We start from the raw sequence: 19,515 nt of genomic DNA on the forward strand, positions 1-19,515 counted from the left end.
TCACACCTGGGGCTGTCCTGCCGGCCCGCCCTCCTCGCCCTGCCGGACGATGGCGGCCTGCTGGATGTGCAGCCTCAGTCTGCTTGAACCTTTCCGGGTCGGTGCCAGGAACCCTTCGATCCGGATCGACCGGCCCAGCGCCTCGCGCTCGAGCCTGCCGGCCAGATCGCCGACGACGACTGCGTTGACGAGCATCTCGACCCGGCGGGGTCTCCCGCCTTCGATCAGCTCGGATTCGTGGGCAAGCGCCAGTTCCAGCACCGGGATTCCGGCGGGGGTATACCTGAGCGGCTTGCACTCGACCACCTGGGCGGTCAGATGAACCTTGTTCAACGCCGTGTCGTCCGTGGCATCGACGGGCTCCCGCTACGGCGGGCCTGCGATGCGGGCGGTCGGCAACGACCTGTCATGCCAGTCCAGCCGGGGCTCAGGCCTCGGCGGGGGCGGCTTCGGTGGACACCTTGCGGGCCTCCTCGCGCTCGACGATCTTCATCATCGGCGACGGGGCGGTCTCGGCCTTCTTCATCTTGACGACGAGATGGCGCAGCACGGCATCGTTGTAGCGGAAAGCGTGCTCGAGTTCGTCCAGCGTGAGTTGGCCGCACTCGATGTTCATGCACACGTAGTGAGCCTTGACGAGCTTCTGGATCGGGTACGCCAGCTGGCGGCGGCCCCAGTCTTCCAGACGGTGGATCGTGCCGCCCTGGCTGGTGATCAGCGACTTGTAACGGTCGACCATGGCCGGAACCTGCTCGCTCTGGTCCGGGTGAACGATGAAAACTACTTCATAGTGACGCATCGAAGCTCCTTATGGATGGTCCCGCGGGCGTCCGGATGGGGCCCGCTGTAGGCGCAAGTCCGCTCAAGCGTCTAGAGTCGGACAAGGGATCAATCTGGCGAAAAAATGGCTTCCGCCAAAAATCAAGCCCTCTATTATCGCCCGCAGAAGGGCAAAAAGCAAGCCAAAGGCCCGAGAACCGCCGTGCGGCGTGGTTTCGGGGCCCATTTCCGGGCATGGATGCACCGCCGCGGTTGCGGGCTGGCCGGCCTCGCACGGGCGGATCAATACGTGTCGAAGGCGCCCTGGATGTCGTCCATGCCCGCGCCCAGCGCCAGCATCAGCAGCACGCGCGCCTTCCACGGCGACAGCGTACCGGCGCCGGGCAGCCCGCCCGAGGCCGCGACGCAGCCGCTGCCCGTGCGGGTCGCGCGGACCACGGCCACGCCGCCGCGCTCCAGTCCGTCCAGCGCCTCTTGCGCGTCGGCGCTGGCCGAACCGTTGCCGGTCCCGGCCCAGACCAGGCCGCGCGCCCCGGTGGATCCCACCGCCCGGATCAGGGCGGCCGAGCCGCCGGCATAGCCGGCCAGCACCTCGACCGGAGGCAGCGGCGTGGCGGCCGTGAAAGGCGTGGCGCTGGTGTGCGGACGTTCCGGCCGCCCCATCCAGGCGACCCGGCCGTCCTGGACCCAGCCCAGGGCGCCCGCGTTGGGCGAAGCAAAGGCATCGGGCCGGTTGGCATTGGTCTTGGACGCGTCGCGCGCGCCCAGGATCTGGTGGTTGAGCACGACCAGCACGCCGCGCCCGGCCGCCTGCGGATGGGCGGCCACCGTGGCCGCGTCCAGCAGGTTCAGCGGGCCGTCGGGAGACAGCGCGGTCGCCGGGCGCATCGCGCCCACCAGAACCACCGGCCTGTCGGTCTTGAGCACCAGGTGGAGGTAATACGCGCTTTCCTCGAGCGTGTCCGTACCGTGGGTGACGATCACGCCGTCGGCGCCTGCGTCGAGCAGTGACTGCACCCGCCCGGCCAGCGACTGCCAGAAGGCGGGCGTGGCGTTCTTGCTGTCGATGGCCGCGAACTGCTCGGCCCGGATGTCGGCCACTTCGTCCAGGCCTGGCACGCTGGCGCACAGCTCGGCCACGTCCAGCGCGCCGGCGGCATAGGCCATCGTGGCCTGGGGGCGGGCGCCGGCCCCGGCGATGGTGCCGCCGGTGGCGACGATGCAAAGACGTGGCAGGGACATGGCGGACGCGGGCACGGAAGGACGAGAGCCCGATGATACCCGCGGCCGGATTGGCGTTCCCGCGACACTTGCGTTTTTCGCTTGCGTCGCGCATCGATACTGTATAAAAATACAGTTACTGGATAAAACCACAGAAGCCCGACACGCGCCGTCGCCACCCGGTGGCGGGCGCCCCGCCACGGAGCCCGAGATGTCCAAGCTGACCGCACGCCAACAAGAAATCCTGGATCTCATTCGCCAGGCCATCGTCAAGACCGGCTTTCCGCCCACCCGGGCCGAAATCGCCCAGGCGCTGGGCTTTCGCTCGCCCAACGCGGCCGAGGAACACCTGAAGGCGCTGGCGCGCAAGGGCGTACTGGAATTGTCCGCGGGCACCTCCCGCGGGATACGGCTGAAAGACCCCGTCGCGGCCGAACCGCCGCTCCAGCTCACGCACCCCGTGCTGGCGCAACTGGTGCTACCGCTGGTGGGCCGGGTCGCCGCCGGCAGCCCCATCCTGGCCACCGAGCACATCGACAAGGAAATCGGCGTGGACGAGGCCCTGTTCTCGCAGCGGCCCGACTACCTGCTCAAGGTACGCGGCAACAGCATGCGCGACGCCGGCATCCTCGACGGCGACCTGCTCGCGGTCAAGAAGGCCGCCCAGGCCCGCGACGGGCAGATCATCGTGGCCCGCCTGGGCGACGACGTCACCGTCAAGGAACTGCGCTACACCGAAACCGGCCTGAGCCTGCTGCCGGCCAATCCCGACTTCCAACCCATCGAAGTCGATCGCGAGCGCGACGATTTCGCGCTCGAGGGCATCGCCGTCGGCCTGATCCGGGCCGGCCTGGTGCATTGAAGACCCAGACGGACGACCATCATGAAACACTGCACGCCCAGCTCCAGTCTTTCCAGCGGCTTTCCCGCGCTCGACGCCGCCCTGCCCCAGGCCGGATGGCCCGTCGGCGCACTTACCGAAATCCTGGTCCCGCGCGTCGGGCATGGCGAGTTGAACCTGCTCGGCCCGCTGCTGAGCCGGCTCACCAAGGCCGGCCGCACGGTGGCCTTGCTGGTGCCGCCGTACTTGTCCTACGCCCCCGCGCTGATCCAGCACGGCGTTTCGCTGGAATGCGTCAAGCTCGTGCGCACCGACCACCCCCTGGACGGCCTGGACCAGCTGGAATCCGGCGTGCGGGCGGGCGAGTTCGCGGCGCTGGTCGCCATCCTGCCCCCTGACCAGGCGGCCGCGCAATCCGAAAGCACGGTGCGCCGCCTGTACATGGCCGCGCGGCTGGCCGCCTGCCCCGCCTTCCTGTTCCATACCTGCAGCACGCCCGCCACGACCTCGGCATCCCAATTGCGGCTGCTGGCGGACATGAGCCAGGCCGGCCAGATCCGGCTCCAGCGCATCGCGCCGGCTGCCCAGGGCGGCGAAGGCGCGGTCACGCTGGACATCGGCCAGCAAACGGTGCGTGCGGGGTTCAAGCCGGGGTTCAAACGTGCGGCCGGGCTCGCCGCGGCGGGAACGCACACGCGCACCGCCGAGGAAACGGACACGCATGGCACGGATGCGGATACGCTGCCGGCGCAACGGCCCATCATCCCGCGAACCGGGCAACATGGGCCGCATGCCAAACCGACTCCCGCGAATCGCAGCCCGTGGCCCTTCAAGCAACGTCGCGGCGCAAGCAGCAGCCGAAGCTATCCTTCCGCACTGGCGCTGCTGTTTTCTCGAGGCTGGAACGCCTGAGTCTCCCTACGGCACTCGCAGCAGGATAAGACTGCTGCGGAGCCTGTGCTCCGATGCTCCATTGCCCACGAATTTTTGAAATTCGTGGGCTTTTTTACGTCTCACCGGCGGATCTACGCACTTGCGGAAGTTGTTGTAAGCCAGCAATCCCCCCCCATTTGGAGTACGTATTTTTTCGTACTCATTGCTAGGCTGGTTGCTCCACTCCCCTCGCTGCGCCAATCCCGGAAGAGGCCATCATGCAAGCGAAATCCCACGTCCTCCACGCCCTTGCGGTACTTGCCACGGCTGCGGCCGCATCCGTCTGGTGTGCCAGCGCGGCTGCCCAAGGCGTCTCGATCGGAGGCTCGGGTTCAAGCTCGGGTTCGGACGGCCCCCGTGCCGTCGAGGAACAGTCCGCAGCCATCAGCTACAGCTCTCGCGCGGCGGCCTGCGCACGGGCCAAGTCCCGCGCCTCGGAGTTCGCCCAGCGCAAGAGCAACTTCAAGGACATCAGTCTGGGCGCCTGCGACTGCTCCTCCACCAAGACCAAGCCGTGGCAGCCAGCATTGCAGGCTCAATACGCGATGGAAACAGGCATGCCCCCTCCCACAGGTCCTGTCGACACCCACGAATGCACGGTCACCGCCCGTATTTCGCTCAAATAGCCGCCAGAGACGAGCCATGAAGAAACGCGGGAAAACCAGGGGCCGATCAATGGCGGCAATGGCCGGTCTGATCGCATGGGCGGCATGCTGGCCGGCTTATGCCTTTAGCGAGTCAGATCCACTAGACAATGGCTATGGAACCCCCGGCGACTACTCCCAAGACTACGAAGTCCTGTCCGAAAGAATCGTTTTCCACAGCAGGCTGATCAGCAACAAAAGAATGTACACCGGAGGGGAAATCAATAGAAAAACCGGCCGAATAAGCATTGAAACCACGGAGATGGCTAACAACTTCAGCGGCGTATGCAGCGTGGGAAGCTATGTCCCGGACACCAAGTTTTGAGCGCCGCCCTGACAGGATCAGCGGCAGATTGAACACTCCGCTTGCCAGCGGCCAGTGCAGGAAAATCGAGGCGTCCGAGAAACTGTTCTGACGCCTCCCGGCCGTTCTACTTCGCCGCCCGCTGTCTGAGCGTCTCGTACATGCAGACGGCCGACGCCACGCTGACGTTCAGGCTTTCCACGGACCCTTGCATGGGGATCCGGACCAGTTGATCGCAGGTGTCGCGGGTCAGGCGGCGCATGCCCTCGCCTTCGGCGCCCATGACCCAGGCGATGGGCTGGCGAGCGTCCACGTCGTACATGGTCTCGGTGGCTTCGTCGTCGGTCCCGACCACCCAGACGCCGCGCTCCTTCAGGCTGCGCATGGTCCGAGCCAGATTGGTCACGGTCAGGTAGGGAACGCTGTCTGCGGCCCCGCAGGCCACGCGCTGGACGGTCGTGTTCAGGCCCACGGCCCGGTCGCGGGGCGCGATCACCGCATGGACGCCGGCCCCGTCCGCGGTTCTCAGGCAGGCACCCAGGTTGTGCGGATCGGTGACGCCGTCCAGCACCAGCAGGAAGGCCGGGCCCTCGGCATCGTCCAGCACTTCATCCACGTCCATCGCCAATTCCAGCGACTCCGCCAGCGCGACCACGCCCTGGTGGCGCTGCCCCTTGGCCAGCCCGTCCAGGCGCGTCTGCGCCACGGGATGCACCTTGCATCCGGCGGCCTGGGCTTGTTCGACCAGCGTCAGCATGCGCCGGTCGCGGCGTGCCTCCTCGACGTAGATATCCTTGATCGACGCCGGCGCATGGCGCAGCCGTGCGGCCACCGCGTGGAATCCGACCAAAACCTGGCTTGCTGCCATCTTTCACCCCGACATGAATACCTGCCGCGACGCGGCGGCAAAAACGACGCGGCGCTGCCCCAGGCAGCGCCGCAATGCCGTTATTAGACCAGAGATTCAGTGCCGCTTGCCGCGGCCATGCTTGGCCGCCGCGCGCTTGCCGCTGCGCGCGCTGGCGGGTTTCTCCGGAGCGGCGTGCTTCTTTGCCGCGGCCTTCTTGCCCTTGGGCATCTTCGACATGTCGGTCAGCAGCACGGCCTTGGGCTTGGCCGGCTTGCGCTCGGGCGCGGGCGCGCTGTCGCGCTTGATGGCCTTGCGCAGTCCCTCGTAGGTCACGCCCTTGACCAGCTTGAATTCGATGCGGCGTGCCTCGAGGTCGACGCGGGCCACCTGCACCTGCATCTTGTCGGTCAGGCGATAGCGCATACCCGTACGTTCGCCGCGCAGCTCGTGCAGGCCGTCGTTGAACTGGAAGTACTCTGCGCCCAGTTCGGACACGTGGACCAACCCTTCGACGTGGAGTTCGTCCAGCGTGACGAACACGCCGAAAGGCGCGACGCCGGTGACCGTGCCGCTGAAGACGTCGCCCACGCGTTCGCGCATGTACCAGCACTTGAGCCAGGCCTCGACGTCGCGCGAGGCATCGTCGGCGCGCCGTTCATTGGCCGAGCAGAACAGGCCCAGTTTTTCCCACAGGGCGTGCTCCTGCTCCTTGGCGGTGCCAGGCATGACCGGCATGTCTTCCAGCGCGTTGGGGACATAGCGCTTGCCGTGCAGCAGCGCCTTGATCACGCGATGGGTAAGCAGGTCGGGATAGCGCCGGATCGGCGAGGTGAAGTGGGCATAGGCCGGATAGGCCAGGCCGAAGTGGCCGACGTTGTCCGGGCTGTACATCGCCTGCTGCATGGACCGCAGTGCCATGGTCTGCAGCAGCGGCGCGTCGGGCCGGTTCTTGGCGCTGGCCAGCAGCGCCGAGTAATCGGCCGCGGCCGGTTTGTCGCCGCCGCCCAGCGACAGGCCGAGCGTTTTCAGGAAGTCGCGCAGGGCCTGCAGTTTTTCCGGGGTGGGCCCTTCATGGATGCGGTAGAGCCCCGGATGCTTGCTGCGCTCCATGAAGTCGGCCGCGCAGGTGTTGGCGGCCAGCATGCATTCCTCGATCAGTTTGTGGGCATCGTTGCGCACGTAGGGAACGATGCTCTGGATGCGGCCCAGTTCATTGCAGACGATCTTGGTCTCGACCGTGTCGAAGTCGATCGCGCCCCGCTTCTCGCGGGCCAGCGCCAGCAACTGGTACAACGCATAGAGGTCCTGGATCTGCGGCAGGACGTCCGCATGCTTGCGCGCGGCCGGCCCGTCGGGCTGCTGCAGCGCCGCCCAGACCTCGGTATAGGTGGTGCGCGCATGCGAGTGCATGACGGCGTTGTAGAACTGGTAGGCCTGGACCGTCCCGCCCTTGGCGCCGGTGGCGGGAATCACCATGTCGCACACCAGCACCAGCCGGTCGACGTTGGGATTCAGCGAGCACAGGCCGTTGGAGAGTTTTTCCGGCAGCATGGGGATGACCTTGCGCGGAAAATACACGCTGGTGCTGCGCTCGAGCGCATCGGCGTCCAGCGCGTCGCCGGGCGTGACGTAGTGCGCCACGTCGGCGATGGCGACGATCAGCCGCCACCCTGCCCGCTTGCGGGCCCCCGTGCCCAGTTCCACGCGTTCGCAGTAGACGGCGTCGTCGAAGTCGCGGGCATCCTCGCCGTCTATGGTGATCAGCGGAACGTCGCGCAGGTCGTAGCGTCCGGCCAGGTCGCCCTTGACCACCTCGGCGGGCAGGCGCTCGGCGCGCGCCAGCGCCTTGGCCGAGAACTCATGCGGCACGTCGAACTTGCGGACGGCGATCTCGATCTCCATCCCGGGATCGTCGATCTCGCCCAGGATCTCGACCACGCGGCCCAGCGGCTGCGTATGCCGCGTGGGCTGCTCGATGATCTCGACCGTGACGACCTGGCCGTGCTGCGCCTGGGCGGTTTCGCCGGGCGGCACGAGGATGTCGTGCTTGATCCGCTGGTCCTCGGGCACCACGATCGAGAGGCCCCGCTCGTTCAGGAAACGCCCCACCAGCTTGTTGGTGCGCCGCTCCAGCACCTCGACGATGGTGCCTTCGGGCTTGCCGCGGTAGTCGCTGCCGGCCGGCCGCACCAGCACGCGGTCGCCGTGCAGGACCTTCAGCATTTCCTTGGGCGGCAGGAAAAGGTCGGTCTGGCCGTCGTCGCGGATCAGGAAGCCGAAACCGTCGCGGTGCCCCTGTACGCGGCCGGCGATGAAGTCGAGCTTGGTCGACAGCAGCAGCGCGCCCTTGCGGTTCTGCATCAACTGGCCGTCGCGCTCCATGGCGGCGAGCCGGCGCTCGAAGCCCACGCTGCCCGGGTCCACACCCAGTCGACGCGCCAGTTCCGCCGGAGCGATGGGGGCATTCGCCTCCCGCAGCAATCCTAGGATTTGCTCGCGAGTGGGCACGTCGGGATCGAAGTCCGCGGGCGTAGAGGGAAGATTGTTATGGGATCGAGTTGTCAAAGTTTCAGGTTCTCTTTATAATGCGCAGCTTCTGTTGCTACTGCCCCGCATGCAACGGTACACGCAAGGAATAACTTGAGTTTACCGCAGCAAATGTTAGGCCGTTGCGACAATGCCCAGATGGCGGAATTGGTAGACGCACTAGTTTCAGGTACTAGCGCTTAGCGGCGTGGAGGTTCGAGTCCTCTTCTGGGCACCAATTCTTTGGCAGGCGCAAGCCTTCCAGGTAGTTGGAAATCCGAGTTGGAATACCCGCTCGAAGGGTGGTTTTGGTTGTACGGCAGTGCCCAGGTGGCGGAATTGGTAGACGCACTAGTTTCAGGTACTAGCGCTTAACGGCGTGGAGGTTCGAGTCCTCTCCTGGGCACCAACTGATGGCAGTTCCGGATCCGGCAGGATCCGCAGGCAAGACCCCGCAGCTTCGGTTGGCGGGGTTTTTTGTTGCCTGCGCGCATCAGGACATCAATCGATGCGGATGTTGGCCGCCTTCACCACGTCGGCGTACTTGCGCAGATCGGCCTCGATCTGGCCGCGGAACTCCGCCGGCGTATTGCCCGATGCGACGATGCCCAGCCCCGCCAGACGCTCCTTTACCTCGGGCTGGAACACCACGGCCCGGATCTCCCGCTGCAGGCGGTCGACGATCGCGGACGGCGTGCCCGCTGGCGCCAGGATACCTATCCACGACGTCACTTCGAACCCCGGCACCGTCTCGGCCACGGTAGGCACGTCCGGCAACGACGCCAGGCGCTGCGCGCTGGACACCGCCACGGCGCGCATCTGGCCGCGCTGGATGAAGGGGTACGCCCCCGCCACGGCCGTATACAGCATGGGCAGCGTCCCGCCGACCACGTCGGCCATGGCCTGGCCGCCGCCCTTGTAGGGAATGTGGACGAAATTGGCGCCCGTGCGCACCCGCAGCAACTCACCCGCCAGGTGCGGCGTGCTGCCGGTGCCGGCGCTGCCATACGAGACGCCGGCCGGGTTGCGCTTGGAGTAGGCGACCAGTGACGCGAAATCGGTCACCGGCAGCGCGGGGTTGGTCACGATGACCAGCGCGGCATCGCCGATCTTGCTGACGGGGGCAAGGTCGCGCAAGGTGTCGAACGGTACCTTGGCATAGACGTGGGGATTGATGACCAGGGTGCCATCGAAACCCACCACCAGCGTGTAGCCATCCGGCGCGGCCGTGGCCGCGAGCTGCGTGCCGATGTTGCCTGAAGCGCCGGGTTTGTTCTCCACCACCACCTGCTGGCCCAGCCGGTGGCCGAGGTGCTCGGCCACGATGCGGGCGCCGGTGTCGGTCACGCCGCCGGGTGCGAACGGCACGATCAGCCGGATCGGCTTGGCCGGGTACGTCTCGGCGCGGACGCTTCCGGCCGCCAGGCAAAGCGCGGCCAGCAAGGGCGCGGAAAATGCGGATAGCCATCGTATCGCCATGTTGTCTCCTCCTCGTGTTGGTCTTGTCGTCAGCCGATCACGCCTTGTCCGCGCAGGCTGGCCAGCCGGTCCGGGGCATAGCCCAGCCAGTCGCCCAGCACGGCGTCGGTCTGGGCACCCAGCCGCGGCGGCGCGCCGAAGGTCGCCGCCGCCGAGCCCGAGAGCTTGACCGGATTGCCCGGCATGCGCAGGGACGTTCCATCCGGCAGCGGCACCTCGGCCACCATGCCGCGCGCCACCACCTGCGGGTCGGCCAGCGCCTGCGCGAAGTCGTTGACCGGGCCGCAGGGAATGCGGGCGGCCTCCAGCCGCGCGAGCCAATGCGCGGTGGGCTGCTTGCGCAGCTCGGCCGAGATGATCTCGTCGATGCGCGCCTTGTCGGCGAAGCGCACCGGCTGCTGGCGATACTCCGGTCGCCGCAGCTCGGGCACGTCGATGAACTCCACGAAGCGCTCGAAGAAGGCGTCGCCGATGCAGGCGATGATGATGTGGCCGTCCGCGGTCGGATAGCAGTTGTAGGGCACGTGTACGAAATGGCCGTTGCCGATGCCCTCGGGAATCTGGCCGGACATGAAGTACATCGTGGCCATGTAGTTCAGCAGCGAAATCTGCACGTCCAGCATGGCGATGTCGACGTGCTGCCCTCTGCCCGTCCGCTCGCGCTCGACCAGGGCCGCCAGCACGCCTATCGCGCCGAAGGTGCCCCCGCCCAGGTCGCCGATGGGGATGCCGCTGCGCATCGGCCCGGTGGCCGGCGTGCCGGTGATCGACATGCCGCCGCCCATGGCCTGCACCACCTGGTCGAACGCCGGACGCTGCGTGGCCGGCCCGGTCTGCCCGAATCCCGTCACCGAGCAGGTGACGATGCGTGGATTGACCTTGGCCAGCGACGCATGATCGATACCCAGCCTTTCGGTCACTCCCACGCTGAAATTGTCGAACACCACGTCGGCGCGCCGCACCAGGTCCAGGAAGATCTCGCGGCCCGCCGGCTGCTTCAGGTCGACGCAGACGCTTTCCTTGTTCCGGTTCAGCGTGACGTAGTAGGCGCCCATGCCGTCGCGCGAATGCTGCGGGTCGTTCTCGAGCAGCCGGCGCGTGCCTTCGCCTCGCCCGGGAGGTTCGACCTTGATCGTGCGGGCGCCCAGGTCGGCCAGCAGCATGGTGCCGTAGGGCCCGGAAAGCATGTGGGTCAGATCCAGCACGGTAATGTGTTCGAGGGCCAATCCGGTATCTCCTTGAAGACGATGCCGGGACACTGCAATCCCCGTGCCATCCGAGGTTTGCGCGCCAAGCCCTTGATCCATCGGCGTTTTCCCGGAATGGCGACTTTGTCCGGACGTTTCATGGAACAATCATGAGACGAACCGTACGTCTTACCAAGACATGACCATGCCTCCCCTTTCCTCGCCTCCGTCCGGCCTGCCGCGCCTGTGCTTCGTCAGCTACCGGCACATCCGCGAACTGGCCATGCCCGTGGTCGCCGAATATGCGCAGCGGGCGCGCATCGAGGTGGTCGACGCCACGTTCGGCGATGCCCTTGCCGTGGCGCAGGACCGGGTCGAGCGCGGCATGGCCGATGCCTTCGTCAGCGCGGGTTCGAACGCCGCCACCCTGCGGGCCGGCCTGCAGGCGCCGGTGGCCACCATCCACCTGGGCGGTTTCGACCTGCTGCAGGCGCTGATCCGGGCGCGCCGGGTCGCCGATCGCGTCGGCGTGGTGATGTACGGCCAGACCATCCCCGAGCTCGACGACGTCAAGGACCTGCTGAACATCGGCATCAGCCAGCACGCCTACCGGACACCGGACGACGCCCGGCGTCGCTTCGAGACGCTGCGCAAGGAGGGATACGAGGTCATCGTCGGTTCCAGCCTGGTGGTGGAACTGGCCGAGCAGGCCGGGCTGCGGGGACTGCTGGCCTATTCCCTGGCCAGCATCCGCAAGGGATTCGACGACGCCCTGGAACTGGCCAGGGTGGCGCGCCTGGAGGCAGGCCGCTACGAGCAGTTGCACAGCGTCCTGCACAACCTGCAGGAAGCCGTGGTGGCGGTCGACCGCGAAGACCGCATCATCGCCATCAACCCGCCCATGCGCCAATTGCTGGGCAAGCCGGACGCGCTCCTGCGGAGGCAGACGCTGGGCGATCTCGAACCAGCGCTTTCCCTGCGCGCCACGCTGGCCAGCGGACGCCAGGAACGGGCCATCGCGCTGCGCTTCGGGCAGCGCGACTGGGTGGTCGACCGCACCCTGATACGGGAACATGGGGACATCGTCGGCGCGGCGCTGACGCTGCATGACGCAAGCGCCATCCAGGCGGCCGACGCCAGCCTGCGCATATTGCAGCGGCGCCAGCAACATACGGCCCGCCATACCTTCGCCAGCCTGGCCGGCCGCAGCCAGGCCATGCGCACCGCCGTCGCCACCGCCCATCGCTACGCGCGCACGGACCTGGGCGTGCTGATCACCGGCGAAAGCGGCGTCGGCAAGGAACTGTTCGCCCAGGCCATCCACAACGAAAGCCGGCGGGCGGGACGCCCCTTCGTGGCCGTGAATTGCGCGTCTTTTCCGGAGTCGCTGCTGGAAAGCGAACTGTTCGGCTACGAGGAAGGCGCCTTCACCGGATCGCGGCGCGGGGGCAAATGCGGCCTGTTCGAGGCGGCCCATACCGGGACGCTGTTCCTGGACGAGATCGGCGACATGCCCATGCCCCTGCAGACCCGGCTGTTGCGGGTGCTGCAGGAACGGGAAATCATGCGCCTGGGCGCGACCGCGCCGCTGCCCATCGACGTGCGGGTAATCGCCGCCACGCACCAGCCGTTGGAGTCATTGATCGAACAGGGCCGGTTCCGGCGCGACCTGTACTACCGCCTCAACATCCTGCGGCTGGCCCTGCCCGCGCTGCGCGAACGCCGGGACGACATCCCGGCGCTCATTCTTCCCATGGCCGACCGTTGCCTGAAACGCCTGGGGTCATCCCTGGACGCGGCCACTGCGCTGGGCCCGTGGATGGATGCGCTGCGCAGCTACCACTGGCCGGGCAACGTGCGCGAGCTGGAGAATCTGGCCGAGCGGATCGCCGTGACGCTGGCGCAGTATGCCGATGCGCGTGACATCCCCCTCGACGCGCTGGTCCATGACTGCCCTGAACTGTTCAATGCAGGCGGGGCCGGTCCGGCCGCCGGGCGCCCGCTGGAGCAGCGCGTGCGCGCGGCATTGGCGCAAGCGGGAGGCCGGCGCGCCGAAGCCGCGCGCCTGCTGGGCGTCAGCCGCTCGACGTTGTGGCGATGGCTGGCCGAGCTCGATCCTGGCGCCGCTCAGGCGCACCCGCATCACGGCTTCCTCCAGGGCCAGGCCGGGCGCGGCGCCGCCATCAACGGGAACGAGTAGCTTCCGGCACACGCGGGCATGGCTGGCGTTGGCTTCGCCATCCCACCAGCCGTTCCGGATCACTGGCAGCAAAAAAGCCCGGCAGGGATGGCTCCCACCGGGCTTTCGCGCACGACGCAGGCGACGATCAGTCGCTCTTGCCCTTGCGCACCCAGGCTTCGAGCTGATACGGCCGGATGCTGTCGTAGTCCTCGAACGGCTGGTGGATCCAAGGATTGGTGGGCAGCTTCTGCACGTAATAGTCGGGCACCACCTTCGAGTGCCCCTTGAACCACAGCACGGCCGTGCGCATTTCCGTGATCGCCGTGAACTGCTGCAGCAGATGCTGGTGCACACGATCGAAGGTCACGCCCGTGTCGACCATGTCGTCGACCAGCAGCACCTTGCCTTCCAGCGTGCCGCGCGTGATCGTGATGAACTGCGCGATGTCCAGGCGGCCCTGCTCCGTGCCGGCCGCCTCGCGGTAGCTGCTGGTGGCCAGGATGCCCAGGGGCACGTCGTAGATGCGCGAGAGCACGTCGCCCACGCGCATGCCGCCGCGGGCCAGGCAGACGATCTGGTCGAACTTCCAGCCCGACTGGTGGACTTGCAGGGCCAGTTGTTCGATGAGCTGGTTGTAGCGGTCCCAGCTGATCCAGAGATCTTTGTCGGTATCTTGCTGCATGGTGTGCGGATGTTGCAAAAAAGCCCCGGATCAACCGGGGCGCCAGGATGGATTCGGGTCCGATCAGGCCTTGAAGGGATGCCTCAGCACGATGGTCTCGGTGCGGTCCGGACCGGTCGACACCAGGTCGATCGGCACGCCGCAGACTTCGGCCATCCGCTCCAGGTAGCGTCGGGCATTGACCGGGAGTTTATCGTATTCGGTCACGCCGACGGTGGATTCGGTCCAGCCGGGCATTTCCTCCAGGACCGGCTCGCTGCTGGCCACGGCCGCCGCCCCATAGGGCAGCACGTCGCGGAACTCGCCGTTGACGCGATAGCCCACGCCCAGCTTGATGGTTTCCAGGCCGTCCAGCACGTCCAGCTTGGTGATGCACAGGCCGGAGATGCCGTTCAGGCGGATCGAGCGCTTGAGCGCGGCGCCGTCGAACCAGCCGCAGCGGCGCGGCCGGCCGGTGACCGAACCGAATTCCTTGCCCACCGACGCCAGGCGCGCGCCGATGTCGTCTTCCAGCTCGGTCGGGAACGGGCCCGAGCCCACGCGCGTGGCATAGGCCTTGGTGATGCCCAGCACGTACTCGAGCTTCTGCGGTCCGACGCCCGATCCCGCCGAGGCGGCCCCGGCCACGCAGTTGCTGCTGGTGACGTAGGGATAGGTACCATGGTCCACGTCCAGCAGCGCGCCCTGCGCGCCTTCGAACAGCAGCTTCTGGCCGCCGGCCGAGGCTTCGTACAGCGCGTTGGCGACGTCGGCCACCATGGGCTTGAGCACCGGAGCCAGCGCCATGGCCTGGTCGCGCACCTGCGCGGCATCCACGGCCTGGGCGCCCAGGTACTGGGTCAGCACGAAGTTGTGGTAGTCCAGCGCCTCTTCGAGCTTGGCATCGAAGGAAGCCGGATCGTACAGGTCCTGGACGCGGATGGCGCGGCGCGCGACCTTGTCCTCGTAGGCGGGGCCGATGCCGCGGCCGGTCGTGCCGATCTTGCCGGCGCCCTTGCGGGCTTCGCGCGCCTGGTCGACGGCGACGTGATACGGCAGGATCAGCGGGCAGGCCTCGGACACGCGCAGGCGCGCCCGCACCTCGACGCCGGCGGCTTCGAGCTCTTCGATTTCGCGCAGCAGCGCCTCGGGCGACAGCACCACGCCGTTGCCGATGTAGCAGGTCATGCCGGGATGCATGATGCCCGAGGGGATCAGGCGCAGGATGGTCTTCTTGCCAGCGATCCACAGGGTGTGGCCGGCATTGTGGCCGCCCTGGAAGCGGACCACCCCTTGGGCGGACTCCGCCAGCCAATCGACGATCTTGCCTTTGCCTTCGTCACCCCACTGGGTGCCGATAACCACGACGTTATTAGCCATGTTGCTTCTGCTTCTCTAAAATCCGCCCGCGACGGGCGTCAGATTGCGGTGGATGGGGATGGCCGGGCGGCGGTCTCGGCGCTGGCCAGGGGTTCGACCCGCCAGGCGCCGTCGCGCAGCACCAGCTCGCGATCGCAGACGAATTCCTGCTGATCGTGTTCATGTCCGGGCAGGATCTGGACCACGATCTGGCCGGCGGCGCGCAGCGCGCGCACGGCTTCCACCAGACCGGGCTCGAGGCCCCACGGGGCGCGCACCGCCGGACTGGCGGTGGCGGGCGCCAGCAGCCCGGCCAATTCGCGCAGATCCAGGCTGAAGCCCGTGGCCGGACGCGCACGCCCGAATACCCTGCCGACGTCGTCGTAGCGGCCGCCGCGCACGACCGCATTGGGCCAGCCGCCGCAATAGACCGCGAAGACCACGCCGGTGTGATAGTTGAAGCTGCGCACGTCGGCCAGGTCGATGCCGATGTCCACGCCCGGCAGCGCCTTGGCCAGCGAGGCCAGCATGTCCAGCGCCTGGCTGATGCGGGGCAGCGCGGGCAGCGCCGCGCGGGCCTTCTCCAGCACGTCCAGTTCGCCGTACAGCGTCGGCAGCACCTGGAGCGCCTGGGCGGTGGCCGGCGCCAGCCCGGGGCTCAGCGCCGCCAGGCCGGGGATGTCCTTTTCGCGCAGCAGGCCGAAGATCTCGTCGGCGCGGGCCGCCGCGGCCGGATCGGTTTCCAGCAGCGCCCGCACCACGTCCAGGTGGCTGAGGTCGATCCGGTAATCGGCCACGCCGGCGCGGCGGACGCTTTCCAGCGCCAGTTGCAGGATTTCGATGTCGGCCTCGGGGCCGGCATGGCCATACAGCTCGGCGCCGATCTGCAGCGGCTCGCGCGTGGCCCAGAGACCGCGCGGCAAGGTGTGCAGCACGCTTCCGCAATAGCACAGGCGGGTGGTGCCGGCCCGGTTGAGCAGATGCGCGTCGATGCGCGTCACCTGGGGCGTCATGTCGGCCCGGATACCGAGCGAGCGGCCCGACATCTGGTCCACCAGTTTGAAGGTGTGCAGGTCCATGTCGCCTCCGCTGGCCGACAGCAGCGAGTCGAGGTACTCCACCAGCGGCGGCATGACGAGCTCATAGCCATAGGTGCGGTACAGGTCCAGCAACAAGCGGCGCAATTCTTCTATGCGCCGGGCCTCGGCCGGCAGGATGTCTGCCAGGCTTTCGGGCAACAGCCATTTGCCCATGCGGGGATCTCGCAAACGATTCAATGAAAACGATGGACGAAAAAAAAGCGGCTGCGGGTATGCACACGTGCAAGCCCATCAACCGCTTCTTCCAAGCTTGGGTCGCCCGAATCGCACCAAGTTGGTGCAATGATGAATTCGGACATACCTCTTGGCTTACACGCTATTGTCCGCTCGAATCACGACAAAATCAAGCTTGCGTGGTGCGGGGCCGACGCATTGTTCACGTTCTTCTATCACGTCATTCAAATGTTTTGCTTACGCCCCACGGTGGGGTGCATTTAAATAACGCGGCAGCCCGGACCGATGGGCGGCGCCGCGACGGCGGCGGCCCGGAGGTCCTCTTTCCCGAACCAGCCCCCGGAGACCGCCGTGCCTTCGCCTTCCCCCGCCCTGCCCGACCTGGACGCCTTCCGTCTCAGGCGCTTCCTGGAATCCCTGGACGAGGGTGCCCTGCTGCGCGAGCCCGAAGCGGCCTTGCGCGACGTCGCCGCCATCCTGGAGCGCAGCCCCAAGGCGGTCCTCATCGAACGCCCGGGCGGCGCCGACACGCCGCTGTGCGGCAACGCCGCGGGCAGCCGCGAACGGCTCGCCCTGGCATTCGGCACGACGCCGGCCGAACTGCCCGCCGAAGTGACCCGGCGGCTGCGCAACCGGCCCGAGTTCGTGGAGATCCCGGCGTCCCGGGCCCCCGTCCAGCAGATCGTCCTGCAAGGCGATGACTGCGACCTTACCCGGTTGCCCGTCCACCTGCAGCACGGACTGGACGGAGCGCCCTATATTTCCGCCTCCATCGATTTCACGCGGGACCCCGACACCGGCTGGACCAACGTGGGCGTGCGCCGCCTCATGCTGCGCGGCCGCCGCACGGCCGGGATAGACCTGGTCGCGCCGTCGGACCTGCGCGCCCTGTACCTGAAGCAGGCGGGCCGCGGCCAGCGGGTACCCATCGCCTTCGCGGTGGGCTCGAACCCCATCGACCACATCGCCGCCACCATGCGCATTCCCGGCGACGAGCTGGGCCTGCTTTCCAGCCTGCGGGCCGCCCCGCTGCCCGTGGTCAAGTGCGTGACCAACGACCTGCTGGTGCCGGCCGACGCGGAATTCATCATCGAAGGCTATCTGGACGAGGCCGGCCACGTCGAGCCCGAGGGCCCCTACGGCGAGTTCCTGGGCTACTACGGCGTGGTCAAGAAGAATCCGCTGTTCCACGTGACGGCCATCACGCGCCGGCGCGACGCCGTGTTCCAGACCGCCACCATCAGCGGCCCCAACATGGCCTGGACCGATACCGCGCAGCTGAACGCGCTGCGCACCGAAGTGATGATCTGGCGCGCGCTCGAGACCGCGGTGCGGGAAGTGCGCGGCGTCTTCGCCGCGCCGGCCAACGGCGGCATGTTCAACGTGCGCATCGCCTTGCAGCAGCGCGTGCCGGGCGAGGCCCGCAACGCCATCGCCGCGGTGTTCGGCTCGCTCTCGAACGTCAAGCACGTATTCGTGGTCGATCCCGACATCGACATCTTCTCGGATGCGCAGATGGACTGGGCCCTGGGCACCCGATTCCAGGCCGATCGCGACCTGGTGATCCAGACCGGCATGCGCGCCATGCCGCTGGACCCCTCGCTGAACGGCGCCCGCACCGGGGCCAAGGCGGGTTTCGACCTGACCCTGCCCCTGCTCGCCCCGGGCACGCAACGTCCCCTGGAATACCGGGTTCCCGCCGCCCCGCGCTACGAGGGCGCCCGCTTCGCCTCCCTCGAGGAAGCGCTGGAGGACGGCCCCAAGTACTTCGAGGAGCTGATGGCCGCGACCGGCAGCGACGACGGCCGCGAGATCGTGCGCTGGCTGGAGGATACCGCCGGCAAGCGTCCCCTGGCCCGGGATGAAGAAGGCCGCTACCACTTCCGTTGATTTTCCACGGCAAACGACGGGGCGGCGGCACGGCCGACCAGCCCCGCACAGGAGACACGCCATGACCCAACCGCTGAGCCGGCGCCCCGCCGGCCTGGATACCCATCGCCGTACCCTGCTCGCGGCGCTTGCCGCCACGGGGCTGTTCGCCTGCCAGCCGGCGTCCGCCCAGGATGCCGCGACCGATTTCCCGACCAAGCCGATCCGGATCATCTCCCCCCACTCGGCCGGCGGGCTGGGCGATACCTTCGCCCGCTACATCGCTCAGCAACTGTCGGCGACCTTCAACCAGCCCGTGATCGTGGAAAACCGCCCCGGCGCCAGCCAGACCATCGCCGCCGAGACCGTGGCCAAGGCACCGCCCGACGGCTATACGCTGCTGATCGCCACGCAAAGCGCCATGGTGTTCAATCCCCTGCTGCGCAAGCAGCTGCCCTACGATTCGCAGCGGGACTTCACCCCCATCTCCATGCTGTTCGACACGCCCACCTACCTGGTGGTCAACAAGGCCCTGCCCATGCGCACCGTGGCCGACCTCATCGCCGCCGCCAAAGCCTCGCCCGGCAAGTACACCTATGCCTCGCTGGGCTCCGGCAGCTCGCACCATCTGCTGGCGGAAATGTTCAAGAAACAGGCCGGCGTGGACATCCTGCACGTGCCCTACAAGGGCAGCTCCAATGCCAGCACGGACCTGATCGCCGGCCAGGTCGACATGATGTTCGAAGGCGGCGCCTCGTCCCTGCCCCACGTCCGCGCCGGCAAGCTCACGGCGCTGGCCACTTCGGGTGAAAAGCGCACCGAGATCATGCCCGACCTGCCCACGATCAACGAAACGCTGCCAGGCTTCAGCGCCAACGTCTGGTTCGCCCTGTCCGGCCCCGCCGGCATGCCGGCCCCCGTCGTCGCCAAACTGAACCGCGAAGTCGTCCGTATCCTGAAGCAACCCGCCACGCACGACAAATTCGTCGACCTAGGCGTGGAACTGCTGCCCAGCACCCCCCAGGAAATGGCCGACCGCATCCGCACGGAAATCCCCGAATGGCGCGCCGTCGTCAAAGCCGCTGGCATTACTCCTGAGTAGAAGCCCCCCCCTACGCGCTGACGCGCGCCCCCCAGGGGGCGGCACTGGCGGACCGGAAGGGAAGCCCACCCCCACGCCCTTCGGGCGCCCCCTCAAGGGGGCAATGCGGGGTGGACCGGCAAAGCCGGATCCACCGCATCCTGGGGTACCAATGGGCTGGCGGAGACTGGCGATACTGCCCGGCATCCGGTTGGGTTGAAAAAAATGGGTATTCATAAAAGGTTGTTGATGGTCTCCCGACTCTCCGTTGCTACAACTGCTTTTTGATTTCGAGAAAAGATGTTGACAGTCATGGGGCAAGGC

At 67.4% G+C, this 19,515-nt stretch carries 17 protein-coding genes and 2 tRNA genes; 9 read left to right on the forward strand and 10 right to left on the reverse strand.

The genetic code is table 11. From position 1 onward, the window contains the following. From priB to ABD104_RS02420, 3 genes are all read right to left on the reverse strand, one after another. Positions 1–333, reverse strand: coding sequence for a primosomal replication protein N (priB, locus tag ABD104_RS02410; RefSeq protein ID WP_087840189.1), 333 nt, complete (start codon positions 331–333; stop codon positions 1–3). Positions 334–427: 94 nt separating this feature from the next. Next, a complete protein-coding gene (gene rpsF / locus ABD104_RS02415; protein ID WP_087840190.1) occupies positions 428–799 on the reverse strand; it encodes a 30S ribosomal protein S6 in 372 nt (123 codons plus the stop codon). 263 nt (positions 800–1,062) lie between these two features. Beyond that, positions 1,063–2,022 (reverse strand): asparaginase, encoded by a 960-nt coding sequence (locus ABD104_RS02420; protein WP_087840191.1) that lies wholly within the window; start codon positions 2,020–2,022, stop codon positions 1,063–1,065. 190 nt (positions 2,023–2,212) lie between these two features. Between ABD104_RS02420 and lexA the strand changes: the two genes are divergently transcribed. The 4 genes from lexA (at position 2,213) to ABD104_RS02440 (ending at position 4,744) form a co-directional block, all read left to right on the forward strand. Continuing rightward, a complete protein-coding gene (lexA, locus tag ABD104_RS02425) occupies positions 2,213–2,863 on the forward strand; it encodes a transcriptional repressor LexA (RefSeq protein WP_087840192.1) in 651 nt (216 codons plus the stop codon). 21 nt (positions 2,864–2,884) lie between these two features. Next, a complete protein-coding gene (locus ABD104_RS02430) occupies positions 2,885–3,754 on the forward strand; it encodes a hypothetical protein (protein WP_087840193.1) in 870 nt (289 codons plus the stop codon). A 239-nt stretch (positions 3,755–3,993) separates the two neighbouring features. Beyond that, on the forward strand, positions 3,994–4,401 hold the full coding sequence (locus tag ABD104_RS02435; protein ID WP_132978874.1) for a hypothetical protein: 408 nt from the start codon (positions 3,994–3,996) through the stop codon (positions 4,399–4,401). Between the two features lie 16 nt (positions 4,402–4,417). After that, positions 4,418–4,744: a hypothetical protein gene (locus ABD104_RS02440; RefSeq protein ID WP_140416885.1), complete on the forward strand. Its 327-nt coding sequence runs from the start codon at positions 4,418–4,420 to the stop codon at positions 4,742–4,744. Between the two features lie 106 nt (positions 4,745–4,850). Here the strand turns inward: ABD104_RS02440 and rlmB are convergent, their stop codons facing one another. Together rlmB and rnr are read right to left on the reverse strand one after the other, a co-directional pair. After that, positions 4,851–5,591, reverse strand: a complete 741-nt coding sequence (rlmB, locus tag ABD104_RS02445) for a 23S rRNA (guanosine(2251)-2'-O)-methyltransferase RlmB (protein ID WP_087840194.1) — start codon at positions 5,589–5,591, stop codon at positions 4,851–4,853. A 96-nt stretch (positions 5,592–5,687) separates the two neighbouring features. Further along, on the reverse strand, positions 5,688–8,138 hold the full coding sequence (gene rnr, locus ABD104_RS02450) for a ribonuclease R (protein ID WP_087840195.1): 2,451 nt from the start codon (positions 8,136–8,138) through the stop codon (positions 5,688–5,690). Positions 8,139–8,252: 114 nt separating this feature from the next. Between rnr and ABD104_RS02455 the strand changes: the two genes are divergently transcribed. Beyond that, positions 8,253–8,337: transfer RNA gene (locus ABD104_RS02455), tRNA-Leu, on the forward strand. 86 nt (positions 8,338–8,423) lie between these two features. Beyond that, a tRNA-Leu gene (locus ABD104_RS02460) sits at positions 8,424–8,508 on the forward strand. A 92-nt stretch (positions 8,509–8,600) separates the two neighbouring features. Here the strand turns inward: ABD104_RS02460 and ABD104_RS02465 are convergent. Together ABD104_RS02465 and ABD104_RS02470 are read right to left on the reverse strand one after the other, a co-directional pair. Then, complete coding sequence (locus ABD104_RS02465; RefSeq protein ID WP_087840196.1) at positions 8,601–9,578, reverse strand: Bug family tripartite tricarboxylate transporter substrate binding protein; 978 nt, start codon at positions 9,576–9,578, stop codon at positions 8,601–8,603. A 29-nt stretch (positions 9,579–9,607) separates the two neighbouring features. Then, positions 9,608–10,804: a CaiB/BaiF CoA transferase family protein gene (locus ABD104_RS02470; protein ID WP_087840197.1), complete on the reverse strand. Its 1,197-nt coding sequence runs from the start codon at positions 10,802–10,804 to the stop codon at positions 9,608–9,610. Between the two features lie 166 nt (positions 10,805–10,970). Between ABD104_RS02470 and prpR the strand changes: the two genes are divergently transcribed. Continuing rightward, on the forward strand, positions 10,971–12,965 hold the full coding sequence (prpR, locus tag ABD104_RS02475) for a propionate catabolism operon regulatory protein PrpR (RefSeq protein WP_087840292.1): 1,995 nt from the start codon (positions 10,971–10,973) through the stop codon (positions 12,963–12,965). A gap of 127 nt (positions 12,966–13,092) precedes the next feature. Here the strand turns inward: prpR and ABD104_RS02480 are convergent, their stop codons facing one another. The 3 genes from ABD104_RS02480 to ABD104_RS02490 all read right to left on the reverse strand — a co-directional run bounded on the left by ABD104_RS02480 (position 13,093) and on the right by ABD104_RS02490 (position 16,220). Beyond that, positions 13,093–13,629: a phosphoribosyltransferase gene (locus ABD104_RS02480; protein ID WP_087840198.1), complete on the reverse strand. Its 537-nt coding sequence runs from the start codon at positions 13,627–13,629 to the stop codon at positions 13,093–13,095. 63 nt (positions 13,630–13,692) lie between these two features. Then, positions 13,693–14,988 (reverse strand): adenylosuccinate synthase, encoded by a 1,296-nt coding sequence (locus ABD104_RS02485; RefSeq protein ID WP_087840199.1) that lies wholly within the window; start codon positions 14,986–14,988, stop codon positions 13,693–13,695. A gap of 38 nt (positions 14,989–15,026) precedes the next feature. Then, positions 15,027–16,220 carry an ATP phosphoribosyltransferase regulatory subunit gene (locus ABD104_RS02490; RefSeq protein WP_132978877.1) on the reverse strand — a complete coding sequence of 398 codons (1,194 nt, stop codon included), beginning with the start codon at positions 16,218–16,220 and terminating at the stop codon, positions 15,027–15,029. Positions 16,221–16,592: 372 nt separating this feature from the next. Between ABD104_RS02490 and ABD104_RS02495 the strand changes: the two genes are divergently transcribed. Together ABD104_RS02495 and ABD104_RS02500 are read left to right on the forward strand one after the other, a co-directional pair. Next, on the forward strand, positions 16,593–18,131 hold the full coding sequence (locus ABD104_RS02495; RefSeq protein ID WP_243724352.1) for a UbiD family decarboxylase: 1,539 nt from the start codon (positions 16,593–16,595) through the stop codon (positions 18,129–18,131). 61 nt (positions 18,132–18,192) lie between these two features. Further along, positions 18,193–19,212, forward strand: a complete 1,020-nt coding sequence (locus tag ABD104_RS02500; RefSeq protein ID WP_165962995.1) for a Bug family tripartite tricarboxylate transporter substrate binding protein — start codon at positions 18,193–18,195, stop codon at positions 19,210–19,212. The last annotated feature ends 303 nt before the right edge of the window (positions 19,213–19,515 follow it).

The organism is Pigmentiphaga daeguensis (assembly GCF_039523035.1).
Classification (GTDB): domain Bacteria; phylum Pseudomonadota; class Gammaproteobacteria; order Burkholderiales; family Burkholderiaceae_B; genus Pigmentiphaga; species Pigmentiphaga daeguensis.

Bases quoted from the DNA above. Each gene is read 5' to 3' on its own strand.
- ABD104_RS02500 (WP_165962995.1), top strand. From the start codon at position 18,193: ATGACCCAACCGCTGAGCCGGCGCCCCGCCGGCCTGGATACCCATCGC.
- ABD104_RS02465 (WP_087840196.1), bottom strand. From the start codon at position 9,578: ATGGCGATACGATGGCTATCCGCATTTTCCGCGCCCTTGCTGGCCGCG.
- ABD104_RS02490 (WP_132978877.1), bottom strand. From the start codon at position 16,220: ATGGGCAAATGGCTGTTGCCCGAAAGCCTGGCAGACATCCTGCCGGCC.
- ABD104_RS02485 (WP_087840199.1), bottom strand. From the start codon at position 14,988: ATGGCTAATAACGTCGTGGTTATCGGCACCCAGTGGGGTGACGAAGGC.
- rpsF (WP_087840190.1), bottom strand. From the start codon at position 799: ATGCGTCACTATGAAGTAGTTTTCATCGTTCACCCGGACCAGAGCGAG.
- ABD104_RS02420 (WP_087840191.1), bottom strand. From the start codon at position 2,022: ATGTCCCTGCCACGTCTTTGCATCGTCGCCACCGGCGGCACCATCGCC.
- ABD104_RS02430 (WP_087840193.1), top strand. From the start codon at position 2,885: ATGAAACACTGCACGCCCAGCTCCAGTCTTTCCAGCGGCTTTCCCGCG.
- ABD104_RS02480 (WP_087840198.1), bottom strand. From the start codon at position 13,629: ATGCAGCAAGATACCGACAAAGATCTCTGGATCAGCTGGGACCGCTAC.
- rlmB (WP_087840194.1), bottom strand. From the start codon at position 5,591: ATGGCAGCAAGCCAGGTTTTGGTCGGATTCCACGCGGTGGCCGCACGG.
- lexA (WP_087840192.1), top strand. From the start codon at position 2,213: ATGTCCAAGCTGACCGCACGCCAACAAGAAATCCTGGATCTCATTCGC.
- ABD104_RS02435 (WP_132978874.1), top strand. From the start codon at position 3,994: ATGCAAGCGAAATCCCACGTCCTCCACGCCCTTGCGGTACTTGCCACG.
- ABD104_RS02440 (WP_140416885.1), top strand. From the start codon at position 4,418: ATGAAGAAACGCGGGAAAACCAGGGGCCGATCAATGGCGGCAATGGCC.
- prpR (WP_087840292.1), top strand. From the start codon at position 10,971: ATGCCTCCCCTTTCCTCGCCTCCGTCCGGCCTGCCGCGCCTGTGCTTC.